This window comes from Enterococcus sp. AZ156, from assembly GCF_051714165.1.
Classification (GTDB): domain Bacteria; phylum Bacillota; class Bacilli; order Lactobacillales; family Enterococcaceae; genus Enterococcus_B; species Enterococcus_B pernyi.
Window position 1 is genome coordinate 2,115,077 of sequence record NZ_JBIORI010000001.1, and the last position, 14,531, is coordinate 2,129,607.

19 protein-coding genes and 1 riboswitch are annotated in these 14,531 nt (G+C 38.0%); of the genes, 3 read left to right on the forward strand and 16 right to left on the reverse strand.

Annotation, left to right across the window (positions count from 1 at the left end):
• Positions 1-22: 22 nt before the first annotated feature.
• The 10 genes from atpH to IGJ95_RS10060 form a co-directional block, all read right to left on the reverse strand.
• A complete protein-coding gene (gene atpH / locus IGJ95_RS10015; protein ID WP_010734888.1) occupies positions 23-565 on the reverse strand; it encodes an ATP synthase F1 subunit delta in 543 nt (180 codons plus the stop codon).
• Positions 552-1,076: a F0F1 ATP synthase subunit B gene (gene atpF, locus IGJ95_RS10020; RefSeq protein WP_010734887.1), complete on the reverse strand. Its 525-nt coding sequence runs from the start codon at positions 1,074-1,076 to the stop codon at positions 552-554. Before atpF ends, atpH begins: the two co-directional genes overlap by 14 nt.
• Before the next feature lie 101 nt (positions 1,077-1,177).
• Entirely contained in the window at positions 1,178-1,393 is a 216-nt protein-coding gene (atpE, locus tag IGJ95_RS10025) for an ATP synthase F0 subunit C (RefSeq protein ID WP_010734886.1), read from the reverse strand.
• Between the two features lie 49 nt (positions 1,394-1,442).
• Entirely contained in the window at positions 1,443-2,162 is a 720-nt protein-coding gene (gene atpB, locus IGJ95_RS10030) for a F0F1 ATP synthase subunit A (RefSeq protein ID WP_010734885.1), read from the reverse strand.
• Between the two features lie 301 nt (positions 2,163-2,463).
• Positions 2,464-2,928, reverse strand: coding sequence for an SsrA-binding protein SmpB (gene smpB / locus IGJ95_RS10035; protein WP_010734884.1), 465 nt, complete (start codon positions 2,926-2,928; stop codon positions 2,464-2,466).
• A gap of 33 nt (positions 2,929-2,961) precedes the next feature.
• Complete coding sequence (gene rnr / locus IGJ95_RS10040) at positions 2,962-5,325, reverse strand: ribonuclease R (RefSeq protein ID WP_010734883.1); 2,364 nt, start codon at positions 5,323-5,325, stop codon at positions 2,962-2,964.
• Positions 5,326-5,327: 2 nt separating this feature from the next.
• Complete coding sequence (locus IGJ95_RS10045) at positions 5,328-6,074, reverse strand: alpha/beta hydrolase (protein WP_010734882.1); 747 nt, start codon at positions 6,072-6,074, stop codon at positions 5,328-5,330.
• Between the two features lie 202 nt (positions 6,075-6,276).
• A complete protein-coding gene (gene secG / locus IGJ95_RS10050; protein WP_010734881.1) occupies positions 6,277-6,513 on the reverse strand; it encodes a preprotein translocase subunit SecG in 237 nt (78 codons plus the stop codon).
• Between the two features lie 199 nt (positions 6,514-6,712).
• Positions 6,713-6,988 (reverse strand): GNAT family N-acetyltransferase, encoded by a 276-nt coding sequence (locus tag IGJ95_RS10055; protein ID WP_019724263.1) that lies wholly within the window; start codon positions 6,986-6,988, stop codon positions 6,713-6,715.
• Positions 6,989-7,078: 90 nt separating this feature from the next.
• Entirely contained in the window at positions 7,079-8,044 is a 966-nt protein-coding gene (locus IGJ95_RS10060; protein ID WP_324186860.1) for an alpha/beta hydrolase, read from the reverse strand.
• A gap of 291 nt (positions 8,045-8,335) precedes the next feature.
• A riboswitch (PreQ1 riboswitch) is annotated at positions 8,336-8,380 on the forward strand.
• A gap of 23 nt (positions 8,381-8,403) precedes the next feature.
• On the opposite strand from IGJ95_RS10060, the gene IGJ95_RS10065 reads away from it, so the two are divergent.
• Together IGJ95_RS10065 and IGJ95_RS10070 are read left to right on the forward strand one after the other, a co-directional pair.
• A complete protein-coding gene (locus tag IGJ95_RS10065) occupies positions 8,404-9,378 on the forward strand; it encodes a nucleoside hydrolase (RefSeq protein ID WP_010734878.1) in 975 nt (324 codons plus the stop codon).
• A 6-nt stretch (positions 9,379-9,384) separates the two neighbouring features.
• Entirely contained in the window at positions 9,385-9,963 is a 579-nt protein-coding gene (locus IGJ95_RS10070) for an ECF transporter S component (RefSeq protein WP_023520040.1), read from the forward strand.
• A gap of 163 nt (positions 9,964-10,126) precedes the next feature.
• On the opposite strand, the gene IGJ95_RS10075 is transcribed toward IGJ95_RS10070, so the two are convergent.
• The 6 genes from IGJ95_RS10075 to IGJ95_RS10100 all read right to left on the reverse strand — a co-directional run bounded on the left by IGJ95_RS10075 (position 10,127) and on the right by IGJ95_RS10100 (position 14,000).
• Positions 10,127-10,747 carry a sugar O-acetyltransferase gene (locus tag IGJ95_RS10075; RefSeq protein ID WP_438761818.1) on the reverse strand — a complete coding sequence of 207 codons (621 nt, stop codon included), beginning with the start codon at positions 10,745-10,747 and terminating at the stop codon, positions 10,127-10,129.
• Between the two features lie 99 nt (positions 10,748-10,846).
• Positions 10,847-11,173 carry a hypothetical protein gene (locus tag IGJ95_RS10080; protein WP_010734875.1) on the reverse strand — a complete coding sequence of 109 codons (327 nt, stop codon included), beginning with the start codon at positions 11,171-11,173 and terminating at the stop codon, positions 10,847-10,849.
• A gap of 3 nt (positions 11,174-11,176) precedes the next feature.
• Complete coding sequence (locus IGJ95_RS10085; RefSeq protein ID WP_023520042.1) at positions 11,177-11,470, reverse strand: hypothetical protein; 294 nt, start codon at positions 11,468-11,470, stop codon at positions 11,177-11,179.
• 13 nt (positions 11,471-11,483) lie between these two features.
• On the reverse strand, positions 11,484-13,073 hold the full coding sequence (locus tag IGJ95_RS10090) for a cutinase family protein (RefSeq protein WP_153830248.1): 1,590 nt from the start codon (positions 13,071-13,073) through the stop codon (positions 11,484-11,486).
• The gene (locus tag IGJ95_RS10095; protein WP_010734872.1) at positions 13,073-13,468 is read right to left on the reverse strand and encodes a hypothetical protein; all 396 of its coding nucleotides are present in this window, start codon (positions 13,466-13,468) and stop codon (positions 13,073-13,075) included. Before IGJ95_RS10095 ends, IGJ95_RS10090 begins: the two co-directional genes overlap by 1 nt.
• A 139-nt stretch (positions 13,469-13,607) precedes the next feature.
• Entirely contained in the window at positions 13,608-14,000 is a 393-nt protein-coding gene (locus tag IGJ95_RS10100) for a hypothetical protein (RefSeq protein ID WP_224434139.1), read from the reverse strand.
• Positions 14,001-14,263: 263 nt separating this feature from the next.
• On the opposite strand from IGJ95_RS10100, the gene IGJ95_RS10105 reads away from it, so the two are divergent.
• Positions 14,264-14,440: a hypothetical protein gene (locus tag IGJ95_RS10105; protein WP_010734870.1), complete on the forward strand. Its 177-nt coding sequence runs from the start codon at positions 14,264-14,266 to the stop codon at positions 14,438-14,440.
• The last annotated feature ends 91 nt before the right edge of the window (positions 14,441-14,531 follow it).

Sequence of the window (14,531 nt, forward strand, 5' to 3'; positions counted from 1 at the left end):
TCGATTCACCTACCTCTTTGTACTATCTATTTAATTGATTACGCAATTTTTCCAACTGCGTCCGAATGCTTCCGTCGATCACTTGATGATCTGCTTCTACAATTGCCCCACCAATGATCGTAGAATCAACTTGTTGCTTCAATTCGACCGTTTGATAGTTCATTGTTTTAGCGACATTTTCTTCAAGTCTAGTCAATTGTTCCGCTGAAAGTGGGACTGCTGTAGTCACACTTCCCAGTAACAAACCATTATTTTCATTGTAACGATGTTCATATTCGTCGATCATCAAAGGTAGATCGTTCATCCGATTGTACATGAACACGACTTCTAAAAAGTTTTTTACGATTCCTTGATAACCACTGACTAATTTGTCCATGATCAATCGCTTTTCATGAGGTTCCAACCGAACATCACTAAGGATACTCCCTAATTCAGGAACATCAGCATAGATTTTACGTAGACTAAGAAGTTCTTGGTAAATTTCTTCTGTATTATTTGAATCGATCGCCAGTTCAAATAATGCTTTTCCGTAACGTCTACCTACTGTATATTTATCTAGTTTCATTTGACGAACCTAGACCTTCGATATATTGATTGATTAAAGATTCGTGCATTTCTGGAGATAATTCTTTATTCAAGATTTTTTCCGCGATTTGAAGAGAAAGTTCAGCTACATCGTCTTTGACTGAGTTCAATGCCGTATCACGTTCCATCGTGATATCCGATTGAGCTTTACTTTTTAGACGAGCAACTTCTTCTTGCGTCTCCTTCAAAATATTTTGGCGGCTTAATTCTCCACTTTCTTTCGCATGTTTGATGATATCCGCAGCATCAGAGCGAGAAGCCAACAATTGTTGCTCACGTTCTTGTTCTAATTTTGCTGATTTGATGCGAGATTGTTCTGCAGAATCTAAATCATTGGCGATCTTATCTTCACGTTTTTTCAAAATATCGCTGATCGGTCCCCACGCAAAGTGTTTTAATAGGACCATTAATATCAAAAATGAGCCGCTGACAACGATGATATTACCTAACATCGGATTGCCAACTTCTGCAATTGCCAATTGATTCAGCATAGGTTAGCCTTCCTTTCTCTGAGAATCCAGTTTTCTTAGATTGCGTATTTAATAAAATAGTAGATAGCTTTTTTGACTATCGCGCAACCTCAGCATTTTTATTACACACCAAAAACTAGGATCAAGGCGATAACAACACCTAGAATAGGAACGGCTTCGACTAAGGCTACCCCGATGAACATCGTTGTACGTAATTGACCTGACATTTCAGGTTGGCGTGCCATTGATTCGATTGTTTTAGAAATTACTTGACCATTACCGTAACCAGCTCCGATAGCTGCCCCTAAGATTGCGATTGCTGCTGCGATATAATTCATAATTTACTTCCTCCTAAAATAGTTTAAATAGTAATTAAATCTAGTTATTTTACTCTTCTACTTCGATTTTGTGACTCATATATACCATTGATAAAGTGACAAAGACAAATGCTTGGATGCTTCCGATAAATAATGAGAACGCGATCCAAACCATCTCTAACGGAATTGCTAAAGGCAATGAGAACCAGCCTAAGCTTGTCATCATTTTTGCGATTAAAGTTAGCAATACTTCTCCCGCATAAATATTCCCATAAAGACGTAAAGCAAGTGTTAACAAGTTTGTGAACTCTTCGATCACCTTCATTGGAAACATAAAACTATAAGGTTTTAGGAACGAGTTGACAAAGTAACCTTTGAAGCCGAGCTTCTTCACCCCGAATAGATGAGTAAGTGTGATCATAATAAATGCCAATGTTAAAGTTACAAACGGGTCTGCTGTCGGACTTTTCCAAAGTGTCGTTTCGCTAGGTAAGACGATTTTTGTAACTAAACCGATATTGTTCGCAACAAAAACAAAGAGAAACAAGGTAAATGCCAATAAATGAAAATTATTCAATTCTTTTCTAGGCACATTATCTGTAACGATCCCTCGTGTAAAATCAATGACCCATTCAAGTGCATTTTGCTTCCCAGTTGGCTTCATCTTTAGATTTCTTGTAAAGAAGTAAACTAAAAAGAAAACGATCAAACAAGTTAACAACACCATCAAACAAACAGTCCCATCAAACCAAACCGGTCCAATGTGGAACGTTAGCGAGCGTTCATCCAATCCATTTCACCTCTTTTCCCCGAATTTCACATAAAATCAATTTCATGTGTGTATCTGGTTTTTCTTTATCGGTTTCTAACCAAACGGTATCATACCACCACGAAATAGAAATTTCAAAGTATTTTCATGAAAATTAGACACTTTTTTATTTCAGTCTAAAAATCATCAAAAACATGGATGATATGATGCCAGGAAACTCAGAAAAAACCTGTGATAATCATGTTTCATCAGATTAAATGCTAACAAATTTTATCATTAAGTAAATCTAAAAGCACCGAATATGCGAAAAAGGATAATGAAATTATCTAGAGAAATTTTTTAATGTACGATCAATTTGTCGATCCACATCTTTTCGCTTCAGATCTTCTCGCTTATCATACGATTTTTTCCCTTTGGCCAATCCGATCAAGACTTTCGCATAGCCATCTCGGATATAGACTTTCAAAGGAACAATCGTGATTCCGGTATTTTTTGTTTCATTCAATAAACGCGCAATTTGCTTTTTATGCAATAACAATTTTCTAGTTCTTAGTGGATCATGATTAAAGATATTCCCTTGTTCATAAGGGCTGACATGGACATTATGCAAAAAAGCTTCGCCGTTTCTCACACGAACAAATCCATCTTTTAAGTTGATACGACTATTGCGAATAGATTTGATCTCTGTACCTTGTAAAACCATTCCTGCTTCCATTGTGTCGATGATCGAATAATCATGGCGAGCTTTTTTATTTTGCGCAATCAGTTTTCCCTCGCCTTTTGGCATTGGACATTCCCCCAATTCATTTTCATTTTATATTTATTTTTTCTTTTTCTTCTTGGTGACGCCTTTGTAAAAAGGTTTTTTCCCTTTTTTCCCTTTTTCTTTTTTTGGACCATATTTACTATCGGCTTTCTTCGGACGTTTTTTCTTGTCCGTTTGCCGTCCATTTGAATGTTTTGAAGAACCTCTATTGGCTTCTTTTCTTCTTCCTTTTGGCGCTTCCAACGGTGCCAATTCCTCTGCGGAGACTAATTCGAAATCAACCGCTCGCTCCGTAGGATCAGCCTTGACTACTTTTACTCGAACTTTTTGTCCGATCTTGAAAGTTAATCCTGTCCGCTCACCAACGAGCGCTAGATGGTTTTCAATGTAGTGGAAGTAATCTTGTTTCAATTCATTGATATGGATCAAACCTTCTACTGTATTTGGAAGTTCGATGAATAACCCGAATTTCACCACAGAGCTGATGATCCCATCAAATTCTTCTCCCACTTTATCCATCATAAACTCGGCTTTCTTCATTGAGTCCACTTCACGTTCTGTTTCAACTGCACGTCGCTCCATTTTCGAGCTATGATCGGCAATATCAGGCAGTGCATTTTCCCAATGCGTCTGATTGCTTTCACTTGGATCTTGACCATATGAACGAATCAAACGATGCACGATCAAGTCTGGATAACGACGGATCGGTGACGTGAAATGTGTATAGTACTCTGCTGCTAATCCGTAATGACCAAAATTATCCTCAGAATAGCGTGCTTGTTGCATACTTCTTAACAACATGGTATTGATCACTGCTGACTCCGGTTTTTCTTCAACATCTTCGATCACTTTTTGTAAGTCCTTAGGTGTGATCGTGCCCTTCGTTCCTTTGACTAAAATCCCTAAAGCAGATGCAAAATCAAAGAATCGTTGCATTTTCTCTTCTTTTGGTTGCTCATGGATACGATAAATAAAAGGGAAATTCGCACGTGAATAATGTTCTGCCACCGTTTCATTGGCTGCTAACATAAAGGATTCAATCAAACGTTCTCCTACACCACGACTCCGCAAGAGGATATCTTGAGGGTGACCGTCTGGATCAACCATGATTTTGGCTTCCCGATCTTCAAAAGAGATCGCACCACGACGAATACGCATCGTCTCTAAGATCTCATGCAACTCACCCATCGCTTGAAACATAGGAACCAATGGTTCATAGCGAGCCATAGTTTCTTCGTCTTGCTCTTCTAAGATCTGATTGACTGCTGTATAAGTCATTCGCTCTGTTGTTTGGATCACACTTGGAAAAATCTCATGAGAAATGATTTTCCCTGTTGGGTCGATCTCCATTTCACAACTCATCGTTAAACGAGGAACCTTAGGATTCAGCGAACAAATACCATTTGATAAACGTTGCGGGATCATCGGAATCACACGATCAGTCAAATACACACTTGTTCCACGTTCATAGGCTTCACGATCTAATTGACTGCCTTCTGTCACATAATATGAAACATCGGCAATGTGGACGCCTAAAAAGTAATTCCCATTATCTAACTTTCTAACTGTGACTGCATCATCTAAATCTTTGGCATCTTCGCCATCGATCGTCACGATCAATTGGTCACGTAAATCCCTGCGACCAATCAAATCTTTGTCACTGATACTATCTGGTACAGCATCTGCTTCGCTTAATACATCATCCGGAAACTGGGTCGGTATTCCATTGGCTACGACAATCGATAAAATATCCATCCCAGGATCATTCTTATGACCAATGACTTGTTTGATGATTCCTTCTAAACTCGTTGCATAGCTTTTTTCTGGATAATGGGTCAATTCGATCAGCACGATACTTCCATCTACTGGACGGACACCTTCTGCTGCGGCGTACACTTTGAATTGATTCATTTTTTTATCTTTTGGAATGACTACTCCATAAAGATCCGTTTCTGCCATTTCATCTTCTGTATAAGCGATGAACTCTCCGGCAATTTGTGTGGTTGCGCGTTGACGAATCTCAACGACCTTTCCTTCGGCTCCACGATCCGAAAAGGCATCCGCCGTTTTGACGATATCTATTGCAACAGTATCCCCGTCCATCGCATAGCCAGTCGCTTCTTTAGGGATATACACATCATCTTCTTCAGGATCGATCGTGACAAACCCAAATCCTCGCTCATTTGCGCGGAACGTTCCTTCAATCAAAATAGGCTGAAGTGGCAGTTTGATTTTTCCTTTTTTGGTAAATACGATACTTTGTTCTCTTTCCATCTGTGCGATGGTTTGCACTAGTAATTTAAAATCTTCGCTTTTTTGAAAGCCAAGACCTTCAGCGATTTCTTCCATCGAAAAACTTTTCTTGCGACTGCTTTCAATAAAGAAAATGATTTTTTCTTTTAATGTTTCTTTTGTCATTATTATTCCTCATTCCAAGGTAAGTTCTCTAAAAAATCCAATACATCCTTTTCAAACGCTTTTCTTGCTATTCCTACTGTGATCACATGCTTACTTTCTGGATACCAGTGTAAGGAAATGTCAGTTTGCGTAAGTTTTTTTGCTGTCTCGTAGACACCATAAGGATCAATCATTTCATCTTGACCCGCTTGAGCCATGAATACTGGTTTTTGGATATCTGATAACTTACTTTCTGTTATTGCTGCTTGCTCTTGAATATCTATTAATTGTTGCTGTACTCGTGGCCGAAAGCTTTCGACTTTTTGTTCGATCATCGACTCCGATTCACCGGCAATTTTCAAGACCTGGCGTACATAATTCTCAAAATTCTCCGGCACATGATTTTCTACTGGAGAAATTGGCGAACAAAAAAATCCGCCTCCTATCATCGGAAATTCTGATAATGCTCGAACGGCAAAAATGCCACCCATCGACAATCCTAATACGGCGATGTCAGAAAATCCTTCATCGTTGAGAAACTTGATTGCTTGTTTCGTGTCTTGCCACCACGTCTCAGCGTCCTGTTCTAAGATCTCATTTGGAGCAAGCGTGCCATGTCCTGTAAACATTGGGGCATAGACCGAATAGTTTGATTTCTCTAAAAAACGGGCTAACATCCGTACATCATTTGGACTACCTGAATACGCATGCAATAAGAGGATTGCACGCTTCCCATGTTTTTCATAAATAGGTTGTGGTAGACTTTTCATTTTATTCACCTCATTAGCCTTATTTTACCATAGTTAGCAAATACCTTCTTATATAACGGTTCTTTTTCTATTCAACAAAAAAGGTCTGGGAGCATTTCGTTTCCCAGACCTTCTATTTTTTTGAACAATCGATGAACCATCCGTGTATCCTCAAAATCTGAATGAAGCAAATGATCACTTCTGATCATTAGTTTCGAACGATTTATTTAGAAGATAAAAATGCAAGTACGAACAACAGAATCATCCATACAGCGCCCATAACAGCTGTCGAGCGTTGCATTACTGCTTCAAATCCACGTGCTTTTTGCTTTCCGAATAATTGATCTGCGCCACCTGTAAATGCACTTGCTGCACTATTTTGTTTGCTTGGTTGCATCATGATCGCAATGACCATCATAATCGAGATGACAATGACGATCCCTAAAATAATATTATACATCAAACAGCCTCCTTTCTCAAAATATCGTCCTTCTAACTTTATCACATAACACGTCTTGTGACAACAGTGTTTCATAAGATGGGCGATGTTTTAAAGAACATTTCTAGGCTTTTTTACATCGATTTTTTTCAGGTTCTGTGACAAACGATCCACCTGTATCCTCCTCTAAAATCAATGCTTTTTTGCTAACCATTAACGCTTATTTCCGCCAAACATCATGATATTCAGCTTTTCTCTCAAACTCCGCTTTTGCGTAGGGGCATAACGGAATAACTTTTCTGCCAGTACGTCTGGCTACTTCCACTCCTGTAGCAACCAATTTTTCTGCTAATTTCTGTCCACGAAATGCAGGATCAACAAATGTATGATCAATGATCATAATATCAGGACCAGCATCAGACCACGTCATTTCTCCTATTTCATTTTGTTCATCGTCCAATAACACTAAGCGATTCTTTTCTTCTTTGATTTCCATCATTTCACTCTCCCAACCCTAAAATAACGAACAGTTTCTTTATTCAATTTGATTTTACCAGTCCTATTTTTTTCAAACAATCATTTGTACTTATAGACCCACTCTTTGCTCAATGAATGAAAAAATCACTGTCCAGTAGGTCTCTGGATCTTTACTGACTGCTTCTAAATGTTCTGCTCCAGGCACTAGCAGTAAGGCTTTATCTCCTGCCGTTGCATTTTGGATCGTATAAGCTGCTTCCATCGGAACAAAATGATCATGTTCACCATGGATGATCAGAACGGGTAAATGATTGCTCCCTAACTGTCTCGTTGCTGATGCCTGTTTCAAAGAATAGCCTGCATATTTTTGTGCGTAACGATTCGCATGTCGCATAATGATTTTTTTGGGAAAAACTGTCAATTTGCTTAACATATAACGAAATTCTGAATAAACGGATACAAAGCCACTATCAAGGACCAAGCCTTTGACAGCACTCGGCAACTTCTCGCCACTAGCCATCATGATCGTAGAAGCCCCCATTGAGCCTCCATGTAAGATGATCTTAGCCTCTGGCTCTCGTTGCAAGATCTCATTGATCCAGAGTATCAGATCTAATCGATCCAACCACCCCATCCCAATGATCTCCCCTTCACTTTCCCCATGGGCACGCAAATCAGGGATCAAGACATTGAATCCTTTTTCTGCATACTTTTTCCCGATATAAGACATGTCTTTTTTTCCTGTGCTGCGATAGTCATGGACACAGACTACCCATTTACCTTTGTTCGAATAAGTAGAGAATTTCCTCCCCTTCAATTTTAACCCCTCTTGACTTTTAGTCATAATGGGTTCTCCTTGTTGCCAAAAATCTTCTGCTAGATCTTCTAAACGTTGGCGTTGCTCTTCGACTGTCGTCAAAGAGGCAGGGTCCATGAGTTGATGACCTGTCTCTTCATACCAAGCATAACCACGTTGTAATCCAGTTTTGATCAACTTCTTTGCGTACAGATAAGCAATAAAATGATAACTACCGATCATTAATAACATAATTAATAAACTATAAAAAACAATCACTTGCATCCCACACTTTCTACTTGGTGATTGAAACAAAAATTCAAGTATGCTAAATGGTGCTCTAGCATTCTCCTACGTATTTCAACGTTCATTTCTATTGTACCACGTTCTACCAAAGAGGCAGACAGTGAACCATTGACCAGCTGTAATTTTAAACACCTTATTCCTTACAAACGATCTTCTCTTCCTACTTCTAACACTCATAAGAGATAATGAATTGTTTGCATAACATTTACATTCTTCATAAAAATAAGTATACTAATGCCGTGCATTGGAATCAAGGGTTGACCCCTTGGACTGGTTCGGAAACTTCCCAGGATAAAAAACTAAGTGTCTCTAAAGAAAGGAGATTGGAAATAATGCGAAAAGTTATTATTGATTGCGATCCCGGTATCGATGATACATTAGCGCTATTATTTGCATTAAAATCACCAGAAATCGAAGTTGTCGCAATCACCACCGTTTGTGGGAACGTCCCCGTACATTTGGGAACTGAAAATGTCATCCGTTGTTTGGAACGTTGTGACCGTTTAGACATCCCTGTCTATCAAGGTTCTGCAACGCCACTCAACACGCCATTTATCAGCGCTCAAGATACTCACGGCATGGACGGTCTAGGGGAAACGAACTTCCCATTAGTAACAGACAAGCAAGCCGAAACGATCCACGCTGTTGATTTTTTAGCGAGTTATTTTGCTGAACAAAAAGATACTTCAGTGATTGCTTTAGGGCCGCTAACAAATGTCGCTTCTGCTTTACAAAAGAATCCACAAATAGGAAAGCACATGGATCGATTTGTTTCGATGGGCGGCACGTATAAAAGCCACGGCAATTGTTCACCAGTAGCAGAATACAATTACTGGTGTGACCCTGATGCCGCAGCTTATGTATTTGAACATCTTGGTCAAATGATCGAGATGGTCGGTTTAGACGTGACACGAGAAATCGTCTTTACACCAACGATCCTAGAATATTGTTGCCAACTTTCGCCCGAAGAAGGCAACTATTTAAAAGCAATCACACGCTTTTACTTTGACTTTCATTGGCAGCAAGAACGCGTCCTAGGTTGTGTCATCAATGACCCTTTGGCAGTTGCATATTTCATCGATGAACAACTGTGCCAAGGATTCACTAGCTATACTGCTGTTGAAACACAAGGCATCAGCCGCGGACAAACCTTGGTTGATCGTTATGATTTTTGGCAGAAAAAACCAAACAGTCTAATCATGACAGATGTCGACACCTCTCTTTTTTTCCGGAAGTTTTTAGCCGTTCTTTTACATGCACAAGAAGAATTGATAAAAAATGATCTGGAAAGATTAAAGATAGGATGAAAAAAGATGACACAAAAGAAAATCACGACAAGAATGATCACAATCATGGCACTAAGTATCGGAATCAACTTTCTCGGTGGAACGATTGCTTTATGGCTCCGTTTACCGATTTATCTTGATTCGATCGGTACGATTTTTGCAGGTGCCTTACTTGGACCAATTCCTGGGATTTTGACAGGATTGAGTAGTAGCTTACTTAGTGGCGTGACGATGGATATGTTCTCTTTGTATTATTCCCCGATACAAATCATCACTGGGTTATTAGCGGGGTTGATTTTACCACAGAAATTACAGGCGCAAGGTTTGAAGAGTAAACTTTCATTATTCGCATGGACGTTTGTCCTTTCAGCGCCTGGAACCATACTATCCTCGATCATCACGATCCAATTATTTGGTGGTATCACTTCATCAGGTTCAAGTACCATTGTCCAACTTCTTTATGGACTAGGACTAAACCAAGCTGTAAGTGTCACGATTGTTCAAGCAGCGACAGATTATTTAGATCGGCTACTATCGGTCCTTGTCGTTTCACTCGTTGTGTTGAAATTACCAAACCAAGTAGTGGCAAAGACAAGAAATCGTTGATGCGTATTTGTACTATAGCTAATCACTAAATGCAAAAACCCGAACGTCGAATCAATTTCTCTCATCTCTATGAGAAGGAATGATCCATCGTTCGGGTATTGTTTGTTATCCAAAAGTTTTTGTCTCTTATTTGACTGAAAGAGACTTTCCTAAATCCAGTATGCTATCGTTCCATCAACAAGGCACTATCCTGGACTTTAATATTTTTTTCTCGATCTTTATACGTAATTGGTCGGATCACTTTACATGGATTTCCCGCAGCAATCACATTTTCTGGTATATCTTTTGTTACGACACTTCCTGCCCCAATGATGCTATTTGCACCAATCGTTACCCCTTGAAGAACATGGACTCCCGCTCCTAACCAAACTTTATCGCCAATATGGATTGGCTTCGCATAAACGACATGATCAGCACGTTCAAATGGATCTTCTGCATGATTGGCTGCATACAAACCAACTCTCGGCCCTACATAAACATCATTTCCGATCGTCACCTCATGACAATCAAGAATGATCATATCATGGTTCAAATAAACATTATTTCCTATAGAAATGTTGAATCCAAACTCACATTGAAAATTCGACTCGATATAGACATTCTCACCCATTGAAGCGAATAGCGCCCGTAAAATGGGGTATTTATAATGATTTTCTGAATTCACGAGAAAATTATATCTCCTGCATTGTCTCAAAGCATGATTTCGTGCGTGTACTACTTTAGAGTCCATATCATCGTCTGGCAACCCTGTATTGGTTATCTGTTTCACATCATCTTCGCTCATCTTTCTCCCCCTATTATCTTATTTGCTTACATGTATTATAACAGAGAGTCTATTTTCTATAAGGAAGAGAGATTTGTGAAAGATCGTGACTGTTTTTTTCTAGTAATTGGTTTCGTGAATTCGCTCTATCTCTTTTCGATAGGATCTTGTTAATTCTTGCTCTTTTTCTTCTAATTGTCGTTCATAGTTTTGAGCCGTATGGATCAGGTTACGATCTATTGCCTCCATTTGATGATAGAATTGTCGGTTATCCCAATGATCATTCTTCGACAAATACATGATTTTTTGTACCAATTGACCTGTTTCTTTCCTAAAGTTTACTAACTGATGATCGATTTCTTCTTGTTGACGGTGTATCTGACGTTTGTTTTCATTAAATCGCTCCTCTAAATCTTGTAGTTTACGTTGTTTCTCTACTGTCCCCATTCTTTATCCCCTTTTCACAGGTGTGAGCAATGTTGGTTGTTTCATTTGTTTGACATACTGTTCTGCTGCAACGGCACTTTCCCCTTCTAAAGCGCCTTTCAAAGTAGATGGTAAGACACTATTCGTTTGTTGATACATTCCTTCTGAGATCTCTTTTAAGGATTCGATCGAAGTTAACTTGGCCTGAGCAATACGACTTTCCTTTGCCAGAATCAGCGCTTGTATGGCTACTCGTTCCCGTTCCTTTTGTTCTTGTCCAAGTCTTTCTAGAAATTCTTGCAATTCTCTATCTTCCATGGATAAACTCCTTTCACTTGTTTTTGAACAAAATATTTCCTGCCTGTCTGTCATACTCTGTAAGATGATTTGCTACTACCGCCAGTTTATTACTAAATTCCTCCAGCTTCTCTTTATATTGTTTCACTTGATTCGTATTTAATGAGGCTTGTCCGCTGTCCCATAAATTATTTTTTTCATATGGGGAAACCATCTCTTGTACTTCCCAATAAGTCAAATAGTTTTTGATTGCTCCCGCACCAGCCAATATTTCTTTTGATATTGCCGTAATCTCATCTTCAAATTCTTTTTGGGCATTTTTAAAGATGATCTCGTACTCTTCGCCTATATTTTTCGCCTTTTGGATGATCGATTGAACTAACTCCGATTGTAAAGTGATTTTTTTAGAACCTGAAGCATTAGAAATTCTTTTATGTAATTCGTTGACCGTCTCGTTCCATTCACTAGCAACTTTTGCTTCCGCAATAATCGTAGCGTATTCTTTTTCAAAATCTTTATACTCTCCAGATAACAATAGTTTTATGACTTCTGTAAAAGATAACCCACCTTCTGGTTTTTCTTTTACTACACGATTCAAATATTTATCGATCAAATGGGAAACCTTGATCCCCGCAGCAAAAATGTAGCCATGTTCCTTTAAATTAGCTTCCTGAAGTGTGCCATCAGGATTTATTTGAAACTGTCCAAAGTCATGGCTAGAGCCGTTTTGATCTTCCATATCAAACGTCGTGTTAAAAGATTTCGGTAGTAAATAGCGAACATTCCCGATTTCATCTACTCCAGGCTTATTTCTATTCAACATGGAAACGATATCAAAAGCATTGACGTAATAATCGATTTTCCCATCCTCTTCCAACTTCTGGATATTTTTTTGTGCCTGTTCAGACATTTTATTGATACTTTCACGCGCATCAGGTCCTTGAAACAAAACCACTTTGTCGATTTTAGCAATATCTTTTTCAGGGAGATTCGCCACAGCCTGAATCGACACCATCGTTCCCAGAGAATGACCTGTGACAGACATTGTAGCATGAGGTGCTTGTGTGGTCATTTCCGTTATCTTCTGGTGCATGGCTTGATTTGCTAATTTTGCTTGCGGAATATAAGCATTTTTTGTTGTAAATGCCTGGTTATTATGCCACCAGTCATTAAGATTCAAATTACTTGAAGAAATACCATCACTGCCTCTAGTAACAAAATAAGTATGCTTAGTCTCTATCGACAACTTAGGCGTATCCGTCACATAATAAGCATTGAATCCAGCTTTTTCATCCGTCAAGAGTCCTTGCTTATATGTGTTTTTTACATAGCTCTGTATTTCATAGCCTCCGTTTACTTTCGGCACTCGGCTGTTTCCTAACTCCTTGACTGTTTTTACGGTGGTGTCGGGTTGGAGGTAGACTGTACTTAAATCATTTCCATGAGCATCTTTTGCATTTGGGAAGTTGAAACGAATAGATTTACCTTTTTCCAAAGCTCTCTTTTCTTTTTTTGTCATACCATTTACAAAATTATACGTAACTCCAGCATTGTTTCTTCTATTATTGTATGAACTTTGTGCTAAGTTAGCATAAACATTATATGAATTACCTAAGTTAGCCATTATTTAAATTCCTCCAATGCTTCTTCAAAATTATTTGTTGCTATCTCTTCTATTTTAGTAGGTTTTTGTAAATTATTTGGTAACACTTGAATTGCTCCAGCATCTATTTCATTATTATCAATTCCATATAATTCAATATCAACTATATACATCTTTTTGGTGAACGCTCCACTATCTTCTATCCTAAACGATTCCCAATTATATTTGACAATATTTATATTAGCTTTTGAATTTCTCTTTATAATGTACTTTGTTAATTCTTCTTCATGTTCTTTCAAAAAAGCGATTTGTTTTTCTTTTTCTGTCGGTTCCATTATTTTTTTCACTCCTAACGTGCCTAAAAGTACCAAGACAATAGTCAAACTAACTACAATAATTTTTTCCTTTTTCCTCACAAGAACTTCTCCCTTCTGTGGCTGCAACTATAGTAATCATAGTTAGCTAATTTCTTTTTTACTAGACCAAGGTTTTCGCTATGACCACAACCTGTATAAAAGCTTCGCCTAAAATCAGGATATATCTTGATTCTCTATATCAGCTATTAAGTTCCTCATCACTTATTTGTTGTCCATAATGTAAAGTTGACATATCAGGCATATTATTTTGATTTAATTCTATATCCAGTCTGAAATCCATATGTGGATTATGGTTTACAAATCCAAAAATTTGAATTTTTTTGCCAGCCCCACTAGGAAGACTATTTCCGATAACCACTCGATTAACATTATTCCAATCATAATTAATTTCTGTTACTTTTTCACCTTTGTATTGATTAATATATTCTGTCATTTTACTTTCATGCTCTTTCAAAAAAGCAATTTGTTTCTCTCTTTCTGTTGGTTCGCTCATCTTCTTCACTTCTATCGTCATCAAAAGAACTAATAATACACCTATACTTACTAGAATCAGCCACTTTTTCTTTCCCAAATGATTATCCCTCATTCCTTACTCTTCAAATTCTCGGATACTTTTTGTGTAAGTTCTGTCAGCACATCAATACTTTCTAGTATTTTCTATTTGTACTACTCTTTACTCATCTACTTCGTTCATTATTACTATACGTAATTTTTGCCTATTTAAATTAAAATTTACTGGATAAGGCGCATATACGTCGTATACGGTTCGTTTTAGTCTTATACGATCATAGAGAAATGCTTATTTCGTCTAACCTTTTTACAGAGGGAGCAATTATGTTAAGAAAAACAAGCTTAGTAGTTGGTTCTATTGTTCTAGCAATTTTAGGTTTTAGCCCGATGCTATTATCGATCGTTCGAAAAAATAACTCCCACGTGGATATAAAATTAACCCCAAAGTATTATGAGCAGTCAGAAGAGTCTCTGTTTATTTTGGAAAATCAAAAAGAATAAAGCATTGTTTGTTTTATGGACGATACCAGACATGTCTTGGTATTGTCTTTATTGATATGGATGTGTCCTTTACTGTTTGATGTATTACATA

What these genes read in the sequence shown, in the direction of transcription:
- IGJ95_RS10080 (WP_010734875.1), bottom strand. Translation starts at nt 11,173, where the DNA reads ATGGGGACAGTAGAGAAACAACGTAAACTACAAGATTTAGAGGAGCGA.
- IGJ95_RS10075 (WP_438761818.1), bottom strand. Translation starts at nt 10,747, where the DNA reads ATGAGCGAAGATGATGTGAAACAGATAACCAATACAGGGTTGCCAGAC.
- atpF (WP_010734887.1), bottom strand. Translation starts at nt 1,076, where the DNA reads ATGCTGAATCAATTGGCAATTGCAGAAGTTGGCAATCCGATGTTAGGT.
- IGJ95_RS10090 (WP_153830248.1), bottom strand. Translation starts at nt 13,073, where the DNA reads ATGGCTAACTTAGGTAATTCATATAATGTTTATGCTAACTTAGCACAA.
- IGJ95_RS10055 (WP_019724263.1), bottom strand. Translation starts at nt 6,988, where the DNA reads ATGGAAATCAAAGAAGAAAAGAATCGCTTAGTGTTATTGGACGATGAA.
- smpB (WP_010734884.1), bottom strand. Translation starts at nt 2,928, where the DNA reads ATGCCAAAAGGCGAGGGAAAACTGATTGCGCAAAATAAAAAAGCTCGC.
- IGJ95_RS10045 (WP_010734882.1), bottom strand. Translation starts at nt 6,074, where the DNA reads ATGAAAAGTCTACCACAACCTATTTATGAAAAACATGGGAAGCGTGCA.
- IGJ95_RS10105 (WP_010734870.1), top strand. Translation starts at nt 14,264, where the DNA reads ATGTTAAGAAAAACAAGCTTAGTAGTTGGTTCTATTGTTCTAGCAATT.
- atpH (WP_010734888.1), bottom strand. Translation starts at nt 565, where the DNA reads ATGAAACTAGATAAATATACAGTAGGTAGACGTTACGGAAAAGCATTA.
- IGJ95_RS10085 (WP_023520042.1), bottom strand. Translation starts at nt 11,470, where the DNA reads ATGGAAGATAGAGAATTGCAAGAATTTCTAGAAAGACTTGGACAAGAA.
- IGJ95_RS10070 (WP_023520040.1), top strand. Translation starts at nt 9,385, where the DNA reads ATGACACAAAAGAAAATCACGACAAGAATGATCACAATCATGGCACTA.
- atpE (WP_010734886.1), bottom strand. Translation starts at nt 1,393, where the DNA reads ATGAATTATATCGCAGCAGCAATCGCAATCTTAGGGGCAGCTATCGGA.
- IGJ95_RS10065 (WP_010734878.1), top strand. Translation starts at nt 8,404, where the DNA reads ATGCGAAAAGTTATTATTGATTGCGATCCCGGTATCGATGATACATTA.
- rnr (WP_010734883.1), bottom strand. Translation starts at nt 5,325, where the DNA reads ATGACAAAAGAAACATTAAAAGAAAAAATCATTTTCTTTATTGAAAGC.
- secG (WP_010734881.1), bottom strand. Translation starts at nt 6,513, where the DNA reads ATGTATAATATTATTTTAGGGATCGTCATTGTCATCTCGATTATGATG.